We start from the raw sequence: 16255 nt of genomic DNA on the forward strand, positions 1-16255 counted from the left end.
TGCTGGATGGATGATGAATAACTCAGTGGGGCACGATCGCCTTAAGTACTAATCGCCTTAGCCATTAATAGTTCCCAGAGCGCCTGGTGCCCCAGACAGCGTTTTCTTGGGGGAGCAGGTGATGATCATAATCAGCAACGTCAAAACATACGGTGCTGCGTTAAACAGGTAACGTCCTTGCTCAATACCGACTGATTGCAATGCGGGACCCACCGCTTGAGCACCGCCAAAAAAGAGAGATGCCCAGAGGCACTGAATGGGATTCCAACGGGCAAAGATCACGAGTGCCACTGCCATCAACCCCTGACCGCTAGAAATACTTTCAGACCATAAACCCGGATAGTAAAGGGAGAGCGATGCACCCCCAATACCAGCGAGAAAGCTACCCGCTACAATGCAGAGCATCCGCACCTTAGAAATGGACATTCCCATCGCCAGCGCTGCATCGGGACTATCGCCAACCGCACGAATGAACAGCCCCCAGCGCGTAGACTTGAAAAACCAGAACATGAGGGGAGCGATCGCCACACCCAGGACAAACAGTGGGCTAATTTTGAGAGCAGACTGCACGGCGGGAATATTGCTCCAGTTACCAAGGTCGATCGTGGGCAGCGGTGGGGCTTTGGGCTGAATAAACGGCTTGCCTAAAAAGAACGCAATCCCACTGCCAAAAATAATCATGGCGATGCCAACTGCGATGTCATTTACCTTTGGCTGTTGCGATAGCCAGGCATGAATGAAGCCCAGCCCCATACCAGCAAGACCTGCCACTAAAACGCCAATCCAGGGAGACAGCGCAGCACCCACCTTATCTTCTAGCAGGTAGGAGACAGCATAGGCGCTCATTGCTCCTGTCAGCAGCGTTCCTTCCAGTCCCAGGTTGATCTTGCCGCTCTTTTCAGTCAGACACTCGCCCAGACTCACAAACAGGAAGGGGGCACTACCCCGCAGCGTACCTGCAAAAATCCCCAGTACTACACCCCATGCGCCTAATGCTTCCGTTGCCATGACAGTACTCCGAACAAGGTTGATGAAATGAGAAAAGGATAAAGGCTAAAATTTTTAGCTTTTAGCTTTCATCCTTTTCTCCTAAAGCGTTGCCGCTGTTGCCGTCGCGGGTGGCGTGCCTTTTAGCTCTGGCTCTTTGAAAAGCTTTAGCCGTCCGTAGAGCGACTCGCTGTAAAGAACGATGATGAACACGATGCCTTGAAAGACCAAAACGGTGGCATCGGGCATGTTGAACGATCGCTGGAGTGCGCCGCCGCTAGCGATGATGCCGCCTAACAAAACCGCAACCAGACCAGCCGCCAGGGGATTGTAACGGGAAACAAAGGCAACCAGAATGCCTGCATAGCCGTAGCCTGCGACGATCGAGGCATTTGCCTGACCCTGAACGGCTGCAACCTCAACCATGCCAGCCAAGCCCGCGCAGGAGCCTGCCAGAAAGCAGATGATAATGGTGAGCTTGCCAACAGGTAGCCCAGCAATACGAGCGGCTTTGACGTTGCCACCGGCAGTACGGGCAGCAAACCCAAAGGTTGTGTGTTGGATCAAGAAGTAGGCGATCGCGCACGCAATGATGCCGTAAATCAAGCCGTAGTGAATCCGAGTTGAGGAAATATTCCCAATCTGGTAAAGCTCTGGAATGGGAAAGCTAGAAGGCTTGTTCAGCGATGCCGGGTCTTTCATCGGACCCTCGACCAGGTGGTTGAGCAGGGCGATCGCGATGTAATTCATCAACAGACTGCTGATGGTTTCGTTGACGGCTCGGTAGTGGCGCAACGCACCAACGATCGCAATCCATATGCCACCAAAGAGAATGCCGCCCAGCGCCATGCCAAGCTGCACCACAAGCGGCGGCAAGCCCAGAAGGTTCTGCACCTGATCGGGTGACGGCAGCACAGTACCGTAGGACAACAAAAGCCCGAAGATGGCAGCGCCAATCCCACCCATGACTAAGGCACCCTCGTTGCCGATCACCATCAGCCCTAGACGAGCAGGCAAAGCCGTACAAAGGGCAGTCAGCATCAACGGTGCAGCGCGTAACAATGTGCCCTGAAAGGAACGCCAGTTGCCAAACGCTGACTTGTAGATTGCGCCATAAACGAGAAAAGGATTTTTGCCACAGATGGCGCAAAAGACCCCAAACAGAACCAGTGCCACTACCAACGCACCCACGGGGATGCAAATCGACTCGGCAGTCGATCGCCAATTAGAACGACTCAGTGCCATCAGTTAACTTACCTTCCCAATAACACCTTCAGCCAACCAATTGATCTCAGTCGGTGCTACATCCGTGACTTTATAGAAGGTGCCTGCTGGAATCTTCACTGCACCCGTGTTGTCCTTGATCGAGCCTTTGTAGACTGCGAGGGACTCATCGACAATCTTCGCTTTCGTCGCGTCAACATCCGTTTTGATGGCGGCTGACACGGCTGGACCAAACGTTGCCAGACTGATGAAATCTTCCTTCAAACCACCAATAACCTGATGCGGAATGCCGCCATTCATCAGAGTTTTGCCTGCTTTAAGCAACTCAACATATTGCTTATGGATTGTTGCCCAGTTGTACATCGTGCCAGTCAGATAGCCCTTAGGAGCCAGCGCTGATTGATCAGAGTGGAGACCAGTCGAAAAAATGCCGCGTTTCTCAGCCGTTTCGATGACTACTTTGGGGCTGTCTACATGTACGCCGACAACATCCACACCCTGGTCTGCTAGAGAGTTAGTGGCTTCTGCCTCTTTCACTGGTAGTGACCAATCGCCTGTAAAGATCACTTGCAACTTGAGATCGGGCTTGATGCTGCGGGCACCTAGGATAAAGCTGTTAATGTTCCGCAAAACCGGATTGATGGGTTTCGCGCCAACGAAACCCAGTTTGCCTGTCTTAGTTGCTTGGGCAGCGATGCGTCCAGCGAGGTATTGCCCCTCGTCGAGCAACGCAAAATAGCTGCCAACGTTGTTTGGCAAACCTTCTTTCCAGAGCGTACCAGAGTGGAGAAACTGCACTTCTGGATAGTCTTTAGCGACAGCTAAGACATGGGGATCGAAATAGCCAAACGAGGTAGGAACAACGACGGTTGCTCCATTCTGGTCAATCATGTTCCGCATGACTTCCTGAACTTCTTTGGTTTCAGGTACGCTTTCCTGCTCCACAATTTTGATGCCGGGAATGCTGGCGATCGCAGCAGCACCCTTTGCCTGCGCCTGATTCCAGCCGTAGTCATCTTTAGGCGCGTTGTAGATAAAGCCGATCACGATCGGCTTGTCGGAAACGGGGCTGGCTGTACCACCGCTACTTGCTTGCGTTTGAGGCGTTTCGGAGGAGCATCCAGTCCATAACTTAGATGTAGCACCAAAGGCAGCAGTTGCCATCAAACCCCGAATCACCTGGCGACGGGGAACATATAAAGATCTCTTCGTGGTCACGTTCTGAATTCTCCTGAGAAACAGTGGTGGCGGGGGCTATGAAGGCGCAACAAACAAAGTGTAGTGAAGGGGCGATCAGGAAGGCTGTAGCAGCAATTAATCAGCTAATAGTAGTGAAGTTGTCTGTCAGCCTATGAGAAAAAAAAAACTCGATATGTGCCAGATTTTACAGTTAGCGGTTCCAGCAGGGTTCGTTAAAGGTGTGTATAAAGTGAGAAGAATGTCATTAGTATGACAAAGCGGAGAGCCGGAAGCTCATAGGATGTGGAAGCGAAAAGCAACGACACTAGAGATTTAAGTGGTCTTTAGGTTTAGTCTGCCAGCACTTTAACAGCCAGAACGACTGCTGGGACCACCTGTAACAAACAGTTGAGAAACTAGCTAAGAACCGTTTTTGAGCCACGATCGCTTTCTTTGCAATTGCACTGACGCACCTGCTAACAGCTCAAGAGTTGTTTACCAAACGGTAAGACATTGAAAAATTGTTTGTTTTGGGGGCGTTTGTTCAGCTATGACTGCTGATGAAGCACTCAGACTTGTCGAAGACATTTTAAGCGACGAAGGTTTGAGCCGCTTGCAGGCGATCGTGCTTCGACAAACGTGGGACGAGCTGTCGTATCAAGAGATTGCCAAAGACGCAGGCTACGAAGTTGGTTATATCAAACAAACTGGCTCCCACCTCTGGCGATCGCTCTCAAACGCTTTAGGAGAGAAGGTTAGCAAGAGTAATCTCCACATCACTTTAAAGCGATATGTGGGGCAGGAGGCAGGAGGCAGAAGGCAAAAGGCAGAAGGCATCGGTCAGTCTTTAGCGGTCAGCAGTCAGCGGTCAGCGGTTAGCATCAACTCAGAACGCTCTAGCGCAGCGGCGCAAAGCGCGACTCAAACCTCAAAACTCTTCCCACTCTCTACTCCCCACTCCCCACTTCCTCACACTGACTGGGGCGAAGCCAGCGATGTCTCGGTTTTTTATGGGCGATCGACTGAGCTGACGACGCTAGAACGGTGGGTAATGACCGATCGATGCCGTCTAATTGGCTTATTTGGGATGGGCGGTATCGGCAAAACGTCCTTGTCTGTACGGTTGGCAACGCAAATTCAGGATGAGTTTGAGTATGTGATCTGGCGATCGCTCCGCAATGCCCCACCTGTTCGCAGTTTGCTGAACGATCTCCTTCAGCTTGTTGCCAATCAAGCAGTGCAAGCCCTCTTGACGGACACCGAAACGCTAGACCAGCAGATCTTGCGGCTCTTGCAGTCTTTAAGGGTGCATCGCTGCCTATTGGTTTTGGATAATGCCGAAACGATTATGCAGGCGGGCGATCGCGAGGGTGGCTATCAGCCAGGGTACGAAGGCTATGGTCAGCTTTTGCGCTGCGTTGGCGAAACCCCACATCAAAGCTGCCTGCTAATTACTAGCCGCGAAAAACCGAAGGGGTTTGCTCCTAGAGAAGGTGATAGCTTGCCAGTGCGATCGCTCCAGCTTTCTGGTTTAACCCCCGCCATTGGACGCGAACTTTTAAGCGTCAAAGGTACGTTTTCTGGTTCTGCGGTCGAATGGCAAACGCTGGTCAACCACTATGCAGGTAATCCCTTAGCGCTGAAAATTGTAGCAACGGCGATCGCCGATTTTTTTGATGGCAATCTCACGCAGTTTCTAGAGTTTTCTCAGCAAGGCAGCTCTGTGTTTGGCGATATTCGAGATTTGCTAGCACGCCAAATCGGTCGCCTGTCAGACCTCGAGCAGCAGGTCATGCTCTGGCTCACCATCAACCGTGAACCCGGGCTTTTTGCCGAACTCCAGTCAGACTGCTTGTCCCTTAGTTCTCCTTCTCACCTGCTTGACACCCTCACTGCACTTGAACGCCGCTCTTTAATTGAGAAAAACGGTAATCGCTTCACACTGCAACCAGTCGTGATGGAGTATATGACCGAGCGACTGATCGAGGGCGTGTATGAGGAGATTAAAGGGATAGAAACTGGGTCATGGGGAGTTGAAGTGATTGGCTCCATCGGTGAAGTAGGCGCTAATCACCTTAGAGAAAGAGAGACAGGAACCGAAAATCAACTCAAAACTCCCTTCAGCTCAAGCTCAGGTCGCAAGCAAAACTCAAAACTTCCCGCCACACCCTTACTCCGCTCTCATGCGTTGATCAAAGCACAGGCAAAAGATTACGTGCGTGAAACGCAGATACGTTTGCTGCTCAAGCCGATCGTTGATCGTCTCCTTACTACCAGCACCCGACTGGAGCTAGACCATTGCCTGATGCAGCTCCTAGAGAAAATGCGAGGCAAACCACCCCAAACGATCGGCTATATCGGTGGCAATGTCATCAATCTGCTCTGCCAGCTTCAGACTGTGCAAGAGGATGGCGCTCAACCCGGCAAGACCTTGCGCGATCGTGACTTTTCCCATCTCACCCTCTGGCAAGCCTACCTGCAAAAAGTAAACCTGCATGGCACCAATTTTTCTTACTCTGATCTCAGTCAGTCTGTTTTTACCGAAACCTTCAGCCAAATTCTAGCGGTTGCCTTTAGCCCTGATGGCAAACTGCTGGCAGCGAGTGATATTAGCTATGAAGTCCATATCTGGCGAGTTGCAGATGGCAAAAAGCTCCTGACTTGTAAAGCTAAAGACGGATGGGCATGGTCGGTTGCTTTTAGTCCCGACAACTGTCTGCTTGCCAGTAGCGCTAACGGCACGATTCACCTGTGGGATCTGCAAACAGGCGAATGCGTGCAGACGCTTAAAGGTTACACCAGCCGCGTCTTTTCTCTAGCGTTTAGCCCCACTGGCACCCATCTTGCCAGCGGTAATGAAGATCCACAGATCCACATTTGGCACGTAGCCACTGGCACACTCACTGCTGTTCTCTCAGACCATACCGACGAAGTGCATTCCGTTGCCTTTAGCCCCGATGGTCGCCTACTTGCTAGCGGCAGCTACGATCGCACCATCAAATTATGGGATGTCTCAGCGTTGGGTAATCAACGGTCGGCGGTAAGCCATCAGCCATCAGCGGTCAGTAGTCAGGGAAATCAAGACCCAGCAGAGCCTTTACTACGCAGTAACAATCCCCTCACTTTTGCGCCCCTTCACCCTTCGCTCCTTACCCTTACGGGACACACTGACTGGATCTGGTCGATCGCCTTCAGCCCAGATGGTCAAGTGTTGGCAAGCAGCAGCAGCGATCGCACCATCAAACTGTGGGATGTCCAAACACAGCACTGCTACAAAACACTCGTTGGGCATGCAGCAGCCGTACGAGCGCTTGCCTTTGCTGCCCCCACTAGTGATCGGGCGGGTACTTGGCTAGTTAGCGGGAGCGACGATCGCACCATCCGCTTATGGAACCATAGCGGCGATTGTCTGCGGGTCTTGCAAGGGCACACCAGTTGGATTTCTGCCGTCGCGTTTAGCCCTGATGGTTGCCTTCTAGCTAGTGGTAGCGAGGATCAGTCCGTGCGGCTTTGGGATAGCCAGACGAACCAATGCCTACGGTTGCTGCAAGGTTATAACAGCGGCGTTTGGTCGATCGCCTTCAGCCCCGATGGTCAAACCCTAGTCAGTGGTGGGCAAGATCGGCTGATTCGACTTTGGAATCTGGCAGGAATCAGGAGGCAGGGAGCAGAGGCGGCAGAGGGGGTAGAGGCGGCGGCGGGAGCAAGGGCGCAACCTACCCACTCGCCTCATACTCTCACCGGACATACCAGTTGGGTCTGGTCAGTTGCCTTTAGCCCAGATGGTCAAGCCATTGCTAGCGGCAGCGAAGATGGCACGGTGCGCCTGTGGGATGTTTCTCAGCTTGGCAGCCAACCGGTAACCAGGAAGAACTTATCTCTTCACTCCCTTATCCCTTCACCGCCTTACTCCTCACCCCTTACCCTTACCGGACATACTCACGCGGTCTGGTCGGTTGCCTTTAGCGCCGATGGTCAAAGTGTCGCTAGCGGTAGCCTGGATGGTACGATTCGCCTCTGGTATCAACCGTTTGGCGCTTGTCATCACAGTTTAAAGGGACACGAGAGCGGAGTCTGCGCGGTTGCTTTTGCGCCTGGGTTCCCTGTAATGGCATCTAAAAAAGCTGCTGTGGCAAGGCACGATCGCCAACTTCTGGCTAGCGGCAGCCAAGACCAGACCATTCGCCTCTGGGCAGTAACAACTCAAGCGCCTGTGCTGGATGCAATAACCGGATCAGCTAGCGTTGCCGTGCTGCCTCTCAACACACTGTATGGTCATACAGGTTGGATTCGCTGTATTGCGTTTAATGCCGATGGCACGCTGTTAGCAAGTGGTGATTCTAACGGCATCGTAATTGTGTGGGAAATCGCAACGGGCGATCGCCTGCACACCTTTCAGGCACACTCGAATCTAGTGCTGGCTGTGACCTTTAGTCCGGATGATCGCGTACTTGCCAGTAGTGGTGGTGATGGCATCATCAAGTGCTGGGATCTTTCAGACATCAACCACCAGCCGCCAGCATTAACTCAAAATACTCCTCATGCCTCTCCCTGCACGACTCTCCCCGCACCTCCCTTGCTCCAAACTTTCTACGGGCATCAAAACTGGGTACGCTTTCTTGCTTACAGCCCTGCTGGTGTGCTGGCAAGTTGTAGTCAGGATGGCACAGTAAAACTATGGGATGAGCAAACGGCAACGTGTTTAGAAACATTGAGGGTGGAGAGACCGTGTGAAAAGGCTGATATTACAGGGGCGACAGGGTTGACTGCCGCTCAGAAAGAGACGTTAAAGCTACTAGGGGCGATCGACCATGCTGCTGCACCAGAACCTCTTGGCAGCAATGCCCCATACCGTTAACCCGTTACCTGATCGCGGCATCACTGACTCCCTTACTGACTCAATGACTGTCTACAACGAACGACAATGAAACGAAGACTTTTGCTGACGATCGCATTGATTGCATTGTGCCTGACGACCTTTATCCTGGCTGTTAACGATCGCCGCCAGTTGGCAACGGCTCAAGATGGTACGCCTACATCCACGTTGGCTCCAGCAGCATTGCGATCGGGGTACGCCTCCACTGCTTGCCTCATACAGCCGACAAAAGGAACGGCACGCGCACGGAGACAAGAAATGTTGCAGCGTCGGGCGCAACTGCTTGCCAGTGGCTCTTTCCCTCTGTCACGCTTTCGGCAAGAGTCTAACAGCGCATCTTTGGTGAACGATAAAGCAATGCCAGGAAGTGATCCAGTTTCTAACGGCTATGCGCCCCGCGAGGAAATTGCCTTTGTTGATCCGACAAACTATGGCGATCGCTATCTCGCTGATGTCAATGGTAAGCCTGCCACTCTGGAGCCGATCGTTGTTCTACACGAAACCGTTGGCACTGCTAGCAGTGCCCTCAACCTTTTTCGGGCGTTCCATCCGAATGATAATGATCAGGTCAGCTATCACGCTTTAATTAAGCTGGATGGCACGGTTGTTTATCTGGTGCCACCCGACAAACGGGCGTATGGCGCAGGTAATTCTGTTTTTATGGGTACGTCTGGGGCTGAAACGGTAAGAACCAATGCCAAGTTTCCCGGATCGGTCAATAATTTTGCTTACCATATCTCTCTCGAAACGCCCTATGACGGCAGCAATAACGGTTATTCGCACAGTGGTTATACGCTAGCCCAGTATCAAGCTCTTAGCTGGTTGGTTGCCAAAACAGGGGTTGCTGACGAGAGAATTACAACGCATAAAGCAGTCGATCGCTCACGATCACGCATCGATCCCCGCAGCTTTAGCGATACCACCTTTTTCTCATTGCTGAACGCACAGCCTCGCAGGGCTGAAATTGCGATTCGTTGTACTCCTCCTGTATAGCGCCTTTAGCCCTTAGCCTTTAGCCCTTAGCCTTCTGCCTTCTAAAACTAGTAGCTCAGGCTGAAATTAAACCCGTCATCCTAAGCATAGGCGTGAGCTGCAAATCTAGTTGAGCGATGAGCAGATTGCTATCGTCGAGTCGCTGCACCTGTTGCATCTGCACCAGCCAGCTTAAAAAGCGCCTAGCCGAAATCAAAGCATCTTCAGTCACGCTGAGAATGTCTACAGCAAAAGGATGAAGGATAAGGGATGAATAGAAGCCTTTGCTCAAAGGAAGCTTCAAGGTTTACGTCTGTCCGACGTTCTCTTCGACTGCTATAGCCCCAAACTAAATTGCGATCGTCATTGGAGTTTTTGGTTCTGTTGATTTTGACACAATCACACAGATTGCTGCCTTATTTCAAAGTGTAAGTATTTGTTGGTTCTTGATAGGGGGTGGGCAACTTAGTTCTATAGAACACCTGCACAACTAAAAAATGTTTGTTCCTCAACCACTATTCAAGGAAGAATTGCAGAATCAGAAACTACAAAACACTGTTAAAACGAAAAGCTCACTTGCTCGTCGCACACTTATTCAAATTGCGACCTGTGTTACGACTGTCATTGTAGGTTCTACAGCCGTTAGCTACTTTCAAAGTGTTTCTACTCTTAAATCTCAAACTTTAGAGCAACTTAAAGCCCATGTGATCGAGCGAGGCCAACGAGAACAAAGCATTTTCTTAATGGCAGAAGATAACCACACTATCTTTAAGGACGAGTGGCTGCGACGGCTGCAAAGTGTCGATCGCTCGAATTTAAACGCCCGTTTTGATCAATTATTTATGCGGTTTCCTGATGATGTCACCCGCAATCGACCAAACCTTTTTGATGGCAAACGGCAAGCTGGGGTCTTTATTGACAAGTCAGTTTTAATCAATGATGATATTCGCCGCCGTGTCGTTACTTCCTACGATTTAATTAATGCTTACGGTCCTCCCTGGCACAACCGCTTTCCAGACCTTTATTTAAACATGCCGGAGAACATTGCTGTTATCTACTGGCCTGACTATCCAACTTGGGCACAGGATGCCCCGGCTGGGTTTGACTTATCAAAAGAGGAATATGTATGGGTAGGCGATGAGAAAAATAATCCAGATAGAAAAACAGTTTGGTCAGGCGCACAACTTGATGGCGTTGCTAAAATCTGGATTCTTTCTTGCGTGACTCCAATCTATATCAACGACAAAATTATCGGCACGCTTGGGCAAGATGTGTTGCTAAGTGATTTGTTTAAGCGAACGATCGAGAAGCATGTTGAGGGAGGGTATAACTTGATCTTTCGCAAAGATGGTCGTTTGATTGCTCATCCAAAATTAATGAAGGAGATTCAGGAACGAAAGGGGGCTTTTAACATTTCGGAATCAGGCGATGCTCAGCTAAAACGTATCTTTGAATCAGTCAAAAATAAAGCGGCTGATCAAGTAATTATCGACAATCCACAAGAGAGTGACTATCTAGCTGTCACGACACTACAGGGTCCTGAGTGGTATTTTGTTACCGTTTTACCAAAGTCACTTTTAGCCGAAGAAGCACTCGCACTTGCTCGCTTTACCTTGCTTTTGGGCATTGGTTCTCTCTTAGTTGTTGTAGCGATCGTCTTTTGGGTTCTACGGCGGCGCATTTCAGATCCCTTAAAAGAAATCACGGCTGCAACCAATCGCGTTGCAACGGGAGATTTTCAGATCATGCTTGATGGCAGTAGCCAAGATGAGCTAGGGCAGTTGGCTCAAGCCTTTAACACGATGGCACAAGAGGTAGCCGCAAGAACCACAGAATTGCAGAGGACTTTAGAGCGACAGTCTATTTCAGTTAATCAAACGACTGCCACGATGGATGAGTTAGATGCCTCTGCTCGTCAAGCCGTTGCCCAAGCCGAAGCGTCTGCCACAGGAGCACGACAGGTTCTCATGTTGATTGACGGGGATGAGCAAGAACAGAATTCCAGAAATGCGTCTAGCCTCAAAGCGAAGGTCGAACAAATTAGTAAGCAAATTTTGCATTTTGAAGAACAAACAACTCAGATTAATACGATTTCAAACCTGGTCAGCGACTTAGCAACTCAGACCAATATGTTGGCGCTTAATGCTGCTGTAGAAGCGGTGCGGGCAGGTGAAAACGGTAAAGGTTTTGCGGTTGTTGCTGCTGAGATTCGGAAACTAGCCGATAGAAGCCACAAAGCAGCCGAGCAAATTAGTGAACTGGTCTTAGGTATTCAAAAAGCAACAAAGGCAACCGTGACTGTATCGGCTCAAGGTCACAAAACAGTTGAAGAGATTGTCGTCGCTGTACAAACGATTACCATCAATAGCCAACAAATTTCTTTTACGGCTAGGCAGCAGGCGATCGCAATTCAGCAAGTTGTCAGTGCGATGAATGCTCTGAAGCAAGCTACCAGTGAACAATAGAATCAAGTCTCTCGGCTCAATGCCTAGAACTCGTAGCTAAGGCTGAAAGTAAACCCTTCATCCTGAGCATCGTTGCCGCGATCGCTGATATCTACAAACGGGATGGCATAGTTAAGCCGAAGATTCAAACGGGGTATTGGTTGCCAGAGTAGCCCCAGACCGATCGCTGCTAAAAACGTTTGCGACGGTAGTGGGTTTGGGTTGCCTGCACGATTCCAGACGGCACCCATGTCAAAAAACGGTGCAAGCTGAATGGTCGGCAAACCTGCTTCGTCACGCAGCACGGTAATCCGGTCTTCGATCGAAAAACGAAAGCCATTGTCACCCGAACGGACATTTTGGCGATAGCCGCGTAGCGATTGCCCACCACCGATGACAAACTGTTGTGATGGCAGCAGGCTATTAGGCGTAAGCTGCAAATCCAGTTGAGCAATGAGCAAATTGCTATTGCCAAGCCGCTGTACCCGTTGCATCTGCGCCAGCCAGCTTAAAAAGCGCCCATCCGGAGTCGGAGCTTCGTTTTCGGTCGCGTTGAGAATGCCCAGTCCCAAACTGAACTGCGATCGCAATGCCCAAGCACCCTGTGGATCACGCTTAACATAATCTTGCCCAAACTTGAGGACGCGCGTTTTGCTATTGCCCTCTGCATCCGGACCCACCCCAAACGGGAAGCCCAAATCATTAAACAAAAACGTCTGCCCGTCCTGAAGCGCAAACCCTAACGAGAGCGCCAACTCTTCGCGTGGCGTACGGAGTAGCGGTTGACGGTAGCTCAATTCATACAGCGATGTCTCACCGCGAATATCTAGCGCTCGAAAGGCAGGATCAACAATGCGGTTTTTGCTGGGCGCGACGCGTAGCTGCACCGTGCCATTCATGGCATTGACGGGCACGCTGTAGTTGAAATCAAAGGCATCTGATCCGCCGCGAGTGGTGCCAAAGTACGAGGCAGATAGCTGGTCACCAATACCTGTCAAATTGCGATAGCTGATGGCTCCACCCAGACGCACCGCACCGACACTAGGTGGTGAGTAATTGTCGGTTTGCAACAGTCCGTCGATCGCCTTTGCCTCTGTCACCTGCACAATCAGGATGCTCTGCCCCAACTGAGTGCCCGCTCGCAGACTAGCCTCCACATTGGTAAACAAGGGATCGGCTTTTAGTAAACGAAGCTGGTCTTCCAACTTGTCGCGGCTAAGAGGCGGGGTTGTGCCAAGCTGAATCCGGTTCCGCACATAGGACTGGCTTAACCGCTGTGTTCCTTCAATCTCAATGCGTTCGAGCGACCCTTCTACTACTTGAATCTGCACAACGCCATCTGTGATGGTCTGGTCAGTCAGAATTGCCCGTGACGTAATGTAACCACGATCGAGGTAAAGCTGGGTAATAGCATCAGCTACCTGTCTGAGTTGCTCCAGGGTAACGGTTTGCCCTTCCAGCGGTTGCGTAAGCGGGTTAAGTTCCGTTGCACCAAGAATTGTGCTGCCAATGACCTTAATGCTAGTGACAGTGATAGTTGGCGCTTGTGGGTTAGGGGATGGTTCTGGCGATGGAGTCGGTGTAGGCGTAGGCGGCAAAACAGGCTGGCTTGGCTCTGGTGCTGTTGGCGTGGGCGCGGGTTGAATCAGGCGATCGCGGTTTGGATCTGGCGCAAGCTGGCTTGGGTCAGGAAGTTGTGGCAGCGGAACCTGACTTGGGCTAGGTACCTGTGCCACTAGTGTTTCAGGGTTTACTACTCCCCCGGGAATACCCTCTGGCGTGACAGCCAGCGCCTGTGGCAGAAAACAGAAAAGACTACCGGCGATCGCCACTCCACACTCAGAACCGAAAAGCCATCGTTGCATAGGTCACTCGTCTTTGAAAAAGCAGGATTTTAATGTCTAGAGAGAAACTCTTAACCGCACAAACGTAACCGATTCATCGAGCAATGATGCAAACTGACCGAAAATAATTGACAGACATCATTTGTTTTTGCTGCCCCATTTTACGAGGTTGGGCGCACAAGACAGGCTAAATTGGTACGACAAGCTTAATGTGACTGTATAGGAAAGGATGGTGAAGTATGCGTTCGGTTAATCGTTCTGCGATCGCGGCTCCCTGGGTAGGCGTACTACTAGGGCTAATGGTTTGCGGTCTGCCAGTAGTAGCAATGGCAGCAGAATTTCAGCCACCTCAACGCGGCGTACCAGGGCGACGAGAAGGTGGTGGCACCCGTAACCCGTTTGCCTGCATTCAGGGTAGCCCGTCACAACTGATTGCCCTGCAGCCAGCGACTAACCTGGGGCTGACAACCGCCGCATACCCCCGCTTTTTCTGGTTTATGCCCAAAAGCAAGGCAAAACTTGCTGAGTTTACCCTGTTTGAGGTGGATGAACGGGGTGAAGACCGCACGTCGCTCTACAAAACCACTTTCAGCATTGATGGTACGGCTGGAGTTGCCAGCCTGTCGCTGCCCAGCAATGCGACGCTCCCCCCGCTCGTTGTCGGTAAGGATTATCGTTGGTCTGTAAGCCTGGTATGTAGCGCCTCCGATCGCTCTAAGGATATCACTGTAGACGGTTGGGTACAGCGAGTTGCAGTCAAAGCTGATTTGGCGAAGCAACTGGCAACCGCAAAACCCAGCGATCGCGTCCGCCTTTATGCCAGCAATGGCATCTGGTTTGACACAGTGACAACGTTGGCAGACCAGCGCTGCACTAACCCCAAAGATGCTGCACTAACCAAGAGTTGGACAGCGTTATTGCAATCAGTACAGCTAGGGACGATCGCCGATCAACCCTTGCTTCAACAGTGCCAGAAGTAGAAGCTTTGCCTTTTGAGTTAATGCTGCTCTTCACGTTCCAGCCCCGATCTTTCACCGGCTTACCTTCCCATGCTTTCCCCCCAGTTGCCGCCTGCACGTAAACCGTTGAAGCGCCGTCAGAATTTATGGTTCGAGCGGATGATGGCGATCGTCGCACTAGCAAATCTGGGGCTGGTATTCTTTGACCTCACCTATATTCCACTCCGCAACTTTTGGCTGCTAGGAAAAATTAAGCTACCGCTATTGCCGACGCTTACCTTACCGTTGCCGCCTGCGCCAGACATCTGCAAACCTCTGGGCGAAAAACCCGATCGAGCAACGCTCATTACAGCTTGCTACGATCGCACCAAAGGCATTGAGGCATACCGCGACACGCAGGCATATCTCGATACCGTCAACCAATTGAAACAGCAACTTCAGCAAAACGGGTTGCAGTCTGCTGCGGTTACCCAAACGTTGAGAAGCCTACGAGAGCAGAGCACGCTCATGGTTTCCGAAAACTGGTTTACTGTTGCCGAAAAAAGCGGCACTCTGGAGAAGGTAAAAGACCGTTTGCGCGATCATCTCTACGTGGAAAATGCCTCAGTTGCTGCTCGTGTGGTTGGCAATAATCCAGCCCAAAGAGCTACGTTTGAGGAGGGCGTGCAGCGCAAGGCGAAGCGATCGACACAAACTGCTTTCAACATCTTTTGGAGTCCAGAGTATCTAGCTCAAGCAGGCGCGCAGCAAGAACTTGACTGGTTTGATACTCACATTCGTCATTTGATTCAAACCAACTATTACCGTTCGATTGAAGAAAACGGTGAGTTTACAAATCAATTCTGGCTGCTGGATGCACCGTTCGTCATTCTGTTTGCGATCGAATTTCTTGCCCGTACCTGGTATATCAGCCGTCAGTTCAAAAGCGTCAGTTGGCGTGATGCTATCTTCTGGCGCTGGTACGATGTCTTGCTGTTCTTTCCGTTTGGCATCTTGTTCTACTCTTGGGCATGGTTACGCATCATTCCTGTTGCTATTCGCCTCCATCAAGCGCGCCTCGTTGATTTAGAGCGGCTCAGAGAGCAAGCAACGCAGGGCTTTGTGGGCGGTATTGCCGAAGAGTTAACCGAGGTTGTCGTGGTGCAGGTACTCAGTCAGGTGCAGCAAGCAATTCGTCAGGGCGAAATTGTGCGCTGGCTGCTACAGCCCAAACCCAATCAAATCACCGTCAATAATGTCGATGAAATTGCTGAACTCATTTCCCTTTTCATCAAGCTGACGGTCTATCAAGTGTTGCCCAAAGTGCAGCCCGATGTCGAGGCACTACTGCGACATAACATTGAAGCCGTACTTAACCAAGCTCCTGCCTATCAAACGCTTAAAACAGTGCCGGGATTGAGTGAAGTGCCGACTCAATTGATTGATCGCCTCATTACCGAAGTGGTGCAAGCAACTTATAGCACTCTAACAACAGCACTGGAAGACCCGATCGGAGCCGAGTTAACTAAACGCCTGGTACAAAACTTTGGGCAAACATTGGGTGATGAAGTGCAACAACAACACGTCACCGATGAATTGAAAAGCCTAGTCAATGATCTTCTCGAAGAATTGAAATTGAACTATGTGAAACGATCGGCAGAAGTCGATGTCGAAACCCTGCTTGAAGAAACCCGCCAACTCCATCAAAGCGCCAGAAAGCATTAATAAAAGAACAAATGCAACCCTGCGCTTTAAAGAGCCATTGATCGCTTCCCGACCTAGATTTTGTAG

At 50.9% G+C, this 16255-nt stretch carries 10 protein-coding genes; 5 read left to right on the forward strand and 5 right to left on the reverse strand.

All coding sequences use genetic code 11. The features are described 5' to 3' along the window. Positions 1-57: 57 nt before the first annotated feature. The 3 genes from H6F76_RS14890 to H6F76_RS14900 form a co-directional block, all read right to left on the reverse strand. Complete coding sequence (locus H6F76_RS14890; protein WP_190509346.1) at positions 58-1008, reverse strand: ABC transporter permease; 951 nt, start codon at positions 1006-1008, stop codon at positions 58-60. A gap of 81 nt (positions 1009-1089) precedes the next feature. Beyond that, positions 1090-2232, reverse strand: coding sequence for an ABC transporter permease (locus H6F76_RS14895; RefSeq protein ID WP_190509348.1), 1143 nt, complete (start codon positions 2230-2232; stop codon positions 1090-1092). A 3-nt stretch (positions 2233-2235) separates the two neighbouring features. Continuing rightward, on the reverse strand, positions 2236-3429 hold the full coding sequence (locus tag H6F76_RS14900; RefSeq protein ID WP_347276035.1) for a BMP family ABC transporter substrate-binding protein: 1194 nt from the start codon (positions 3427-3429) through the stop codon (positions 2236-2238). A 511-nt stretch (positions 3430-3940) separates the two neighbouring features. Between H6F76_RS14900 and H6F76_RS14905 the strand changes: the two genes are divergently transcribed. Both H6F76_RS14905 and H6F76_RS14910 read left to right on the forward strand, forming a co-directional pair. Then, a complete protein-coding gene (locus tag H6F76_RS14905; protein ID WP_190509351.1) occupies positions 3941-8248 on the forward strand; it encodes an NB-ARC domain-containing protein in 4308 nt (1435 codons plus the stop codon). 66 nt (positions 8249-8314) lie between these two features. After that, on the forward strand, positions 8315-9259 hold the full coding sequence (locus tag H6F76_RS14910; RefSeq protein ID WP_190509353.1) for a peptidoglycan recognition family protein: 945 nt from the start codon (positions 8315-8317) through the stop codon (positions 9257-9259). A 55-nt stretch (positions 9260-9314) separates the two neighbouring features. Here the strand turns inward: H6F76_RS14910 and H6F76_RS14915 are convergent, their stop codons facing one another. After that, positions 9315-9542 carry a hypothetical protein gene (locus H6F76_RS14915; protein WP_190509526.1) on the reverse strand — a complete coding sequence of 76 codons (228 nt, stop codon included), beginning with the start codon at positions 9540-9542 and terminating at the stop codon, positions 9315-9317. Positions 9543-9735: 193 nt separating this feature from the next. Here H6F76_RS14915 and H6F76_RS14920 point away from each other — a divergent pair, with 193 nt between their 5' ends. After that, on the forward strand, positions 9736-11703 hold the full coding sequence (locus tag H6F76_RS14920) for a methyl-accepting chemotaxis protein (protein WP_190509355.1): 1968 nt from the start codon (positions 9736-9738) through the stop codon (positions 11701-11703). A 23-nt stretch (positions 11704-11726) separates the two neighbouring features. Here H6F76_RS14920 and H6F76_RS14925 read toward each other — a convergent pair whose 3' ends face one another. Continuing rightward, on the reverse strand, positions 11727-13547 hold the full coding sequence (locus H6F76_RS14925; RefSeq protein WP_190509357.1) for a ShlB/FhaC/HecB family hemolysin secretion/activation protein: 1821 nt from the start codon (positions 13545-13547) through the stop codon (positions 11727-11729). A gap of 218 nt (positions 13548-13765) precedes the next feature. Between H6F76_RS14925 and H6F76_RS14930 the strand changes: the two genes are divergently transcribed. Further along, complete coding sequence (locus H6F76_RS14930) at positions 13766-14506, forward strand: DUF928 domain-containing protein (RefSeq protein WP_190509359.1); 741 nt, start codon at positions 13766-13768, stop codon at positions 14504-14506. A gap of 69 nt (positions 14507-14575) precedes the next feature. Further along, the gene (locus H6F76_RS14935; protein ID WP_190509360.1) at positions 14576-16189 is read left to right on the forward strand and encodes a hypothetical protein; all 1614 of its coding nucleotides are present in this window, start codon (positions 14576-14578) and stop codon (positions 16187-16189) included. Positions 16190-16255 lie beyond the last annotated feature (66 nt).

Source organism: Leptolyngbya sp. FACHB-321, from assembly GCF_014695975.1.
GTDB lineage: Bacteria > Cyanobacteriota > Cyanobacteriia > Leptolyngbyales > Leptolyngbyaceae > Stenomitos.

Bases quoted from the DNA above. Each gene is read 5' to 3' on its own strand.
- H6F76_RS14890 (WP_190509346.1), bottom strand. From the start codon at position 1,008: ATGGCAACGGAAGCATTAGGCGCATGGGGTGTAGTACTGGGGATTTTT.
- H6F76_RS14895 (WP_190509348.1), bottom strand. From the start codon at position 2,232: ATGGCACTGAGTCGTTCTAATTGGCGATCGACTGCCGAGTCGATTTGC.
- H6F76_RS14905 (WP_190509351.1), top strand. From the start codon at position 3,941: ATGACTGCTGATGAAGCACTCAGACTTGTCGAAGACATTTTAAGCGAC.
- H6F76_RS14910 (WP_190509353.1), top strand. From the start codon at position 8,315: ATGAAACGAAGACTTTTGCTGACGATCGCATTGATTGCATTGTGCCTG.
- H6F76_RS14920 (WP_190509355.1), top strand. From the start codon at position 9,736: ATGTTTGTTCCTCAACCACTATTCAAGGAAGAATTGCAGAATCAGAAA.
- H6F76_RS14925 (WP_190509357.1), bottom strand. From the start codon at position 13,547: ATGCAACGATGGCTTTTCGGTTCTGAGTGTGGAGTGGCGATCGCCGGT.
- H6F76_RS14930 (WP_190509359.1), top strand. From the start codon at position 13,766: ATGCGTTCGGTTAATCGTTCTGCGATCGCGGCTCCCTGGGTAGGCGTA.
- H6F76_RS14935 (WP_190509360.1), top strand. From the start codon at position 14,576: ATGCTTTCCCCCCAGTTGCCGCCTGCACGTAAACCGTTGAAGCGCCGT.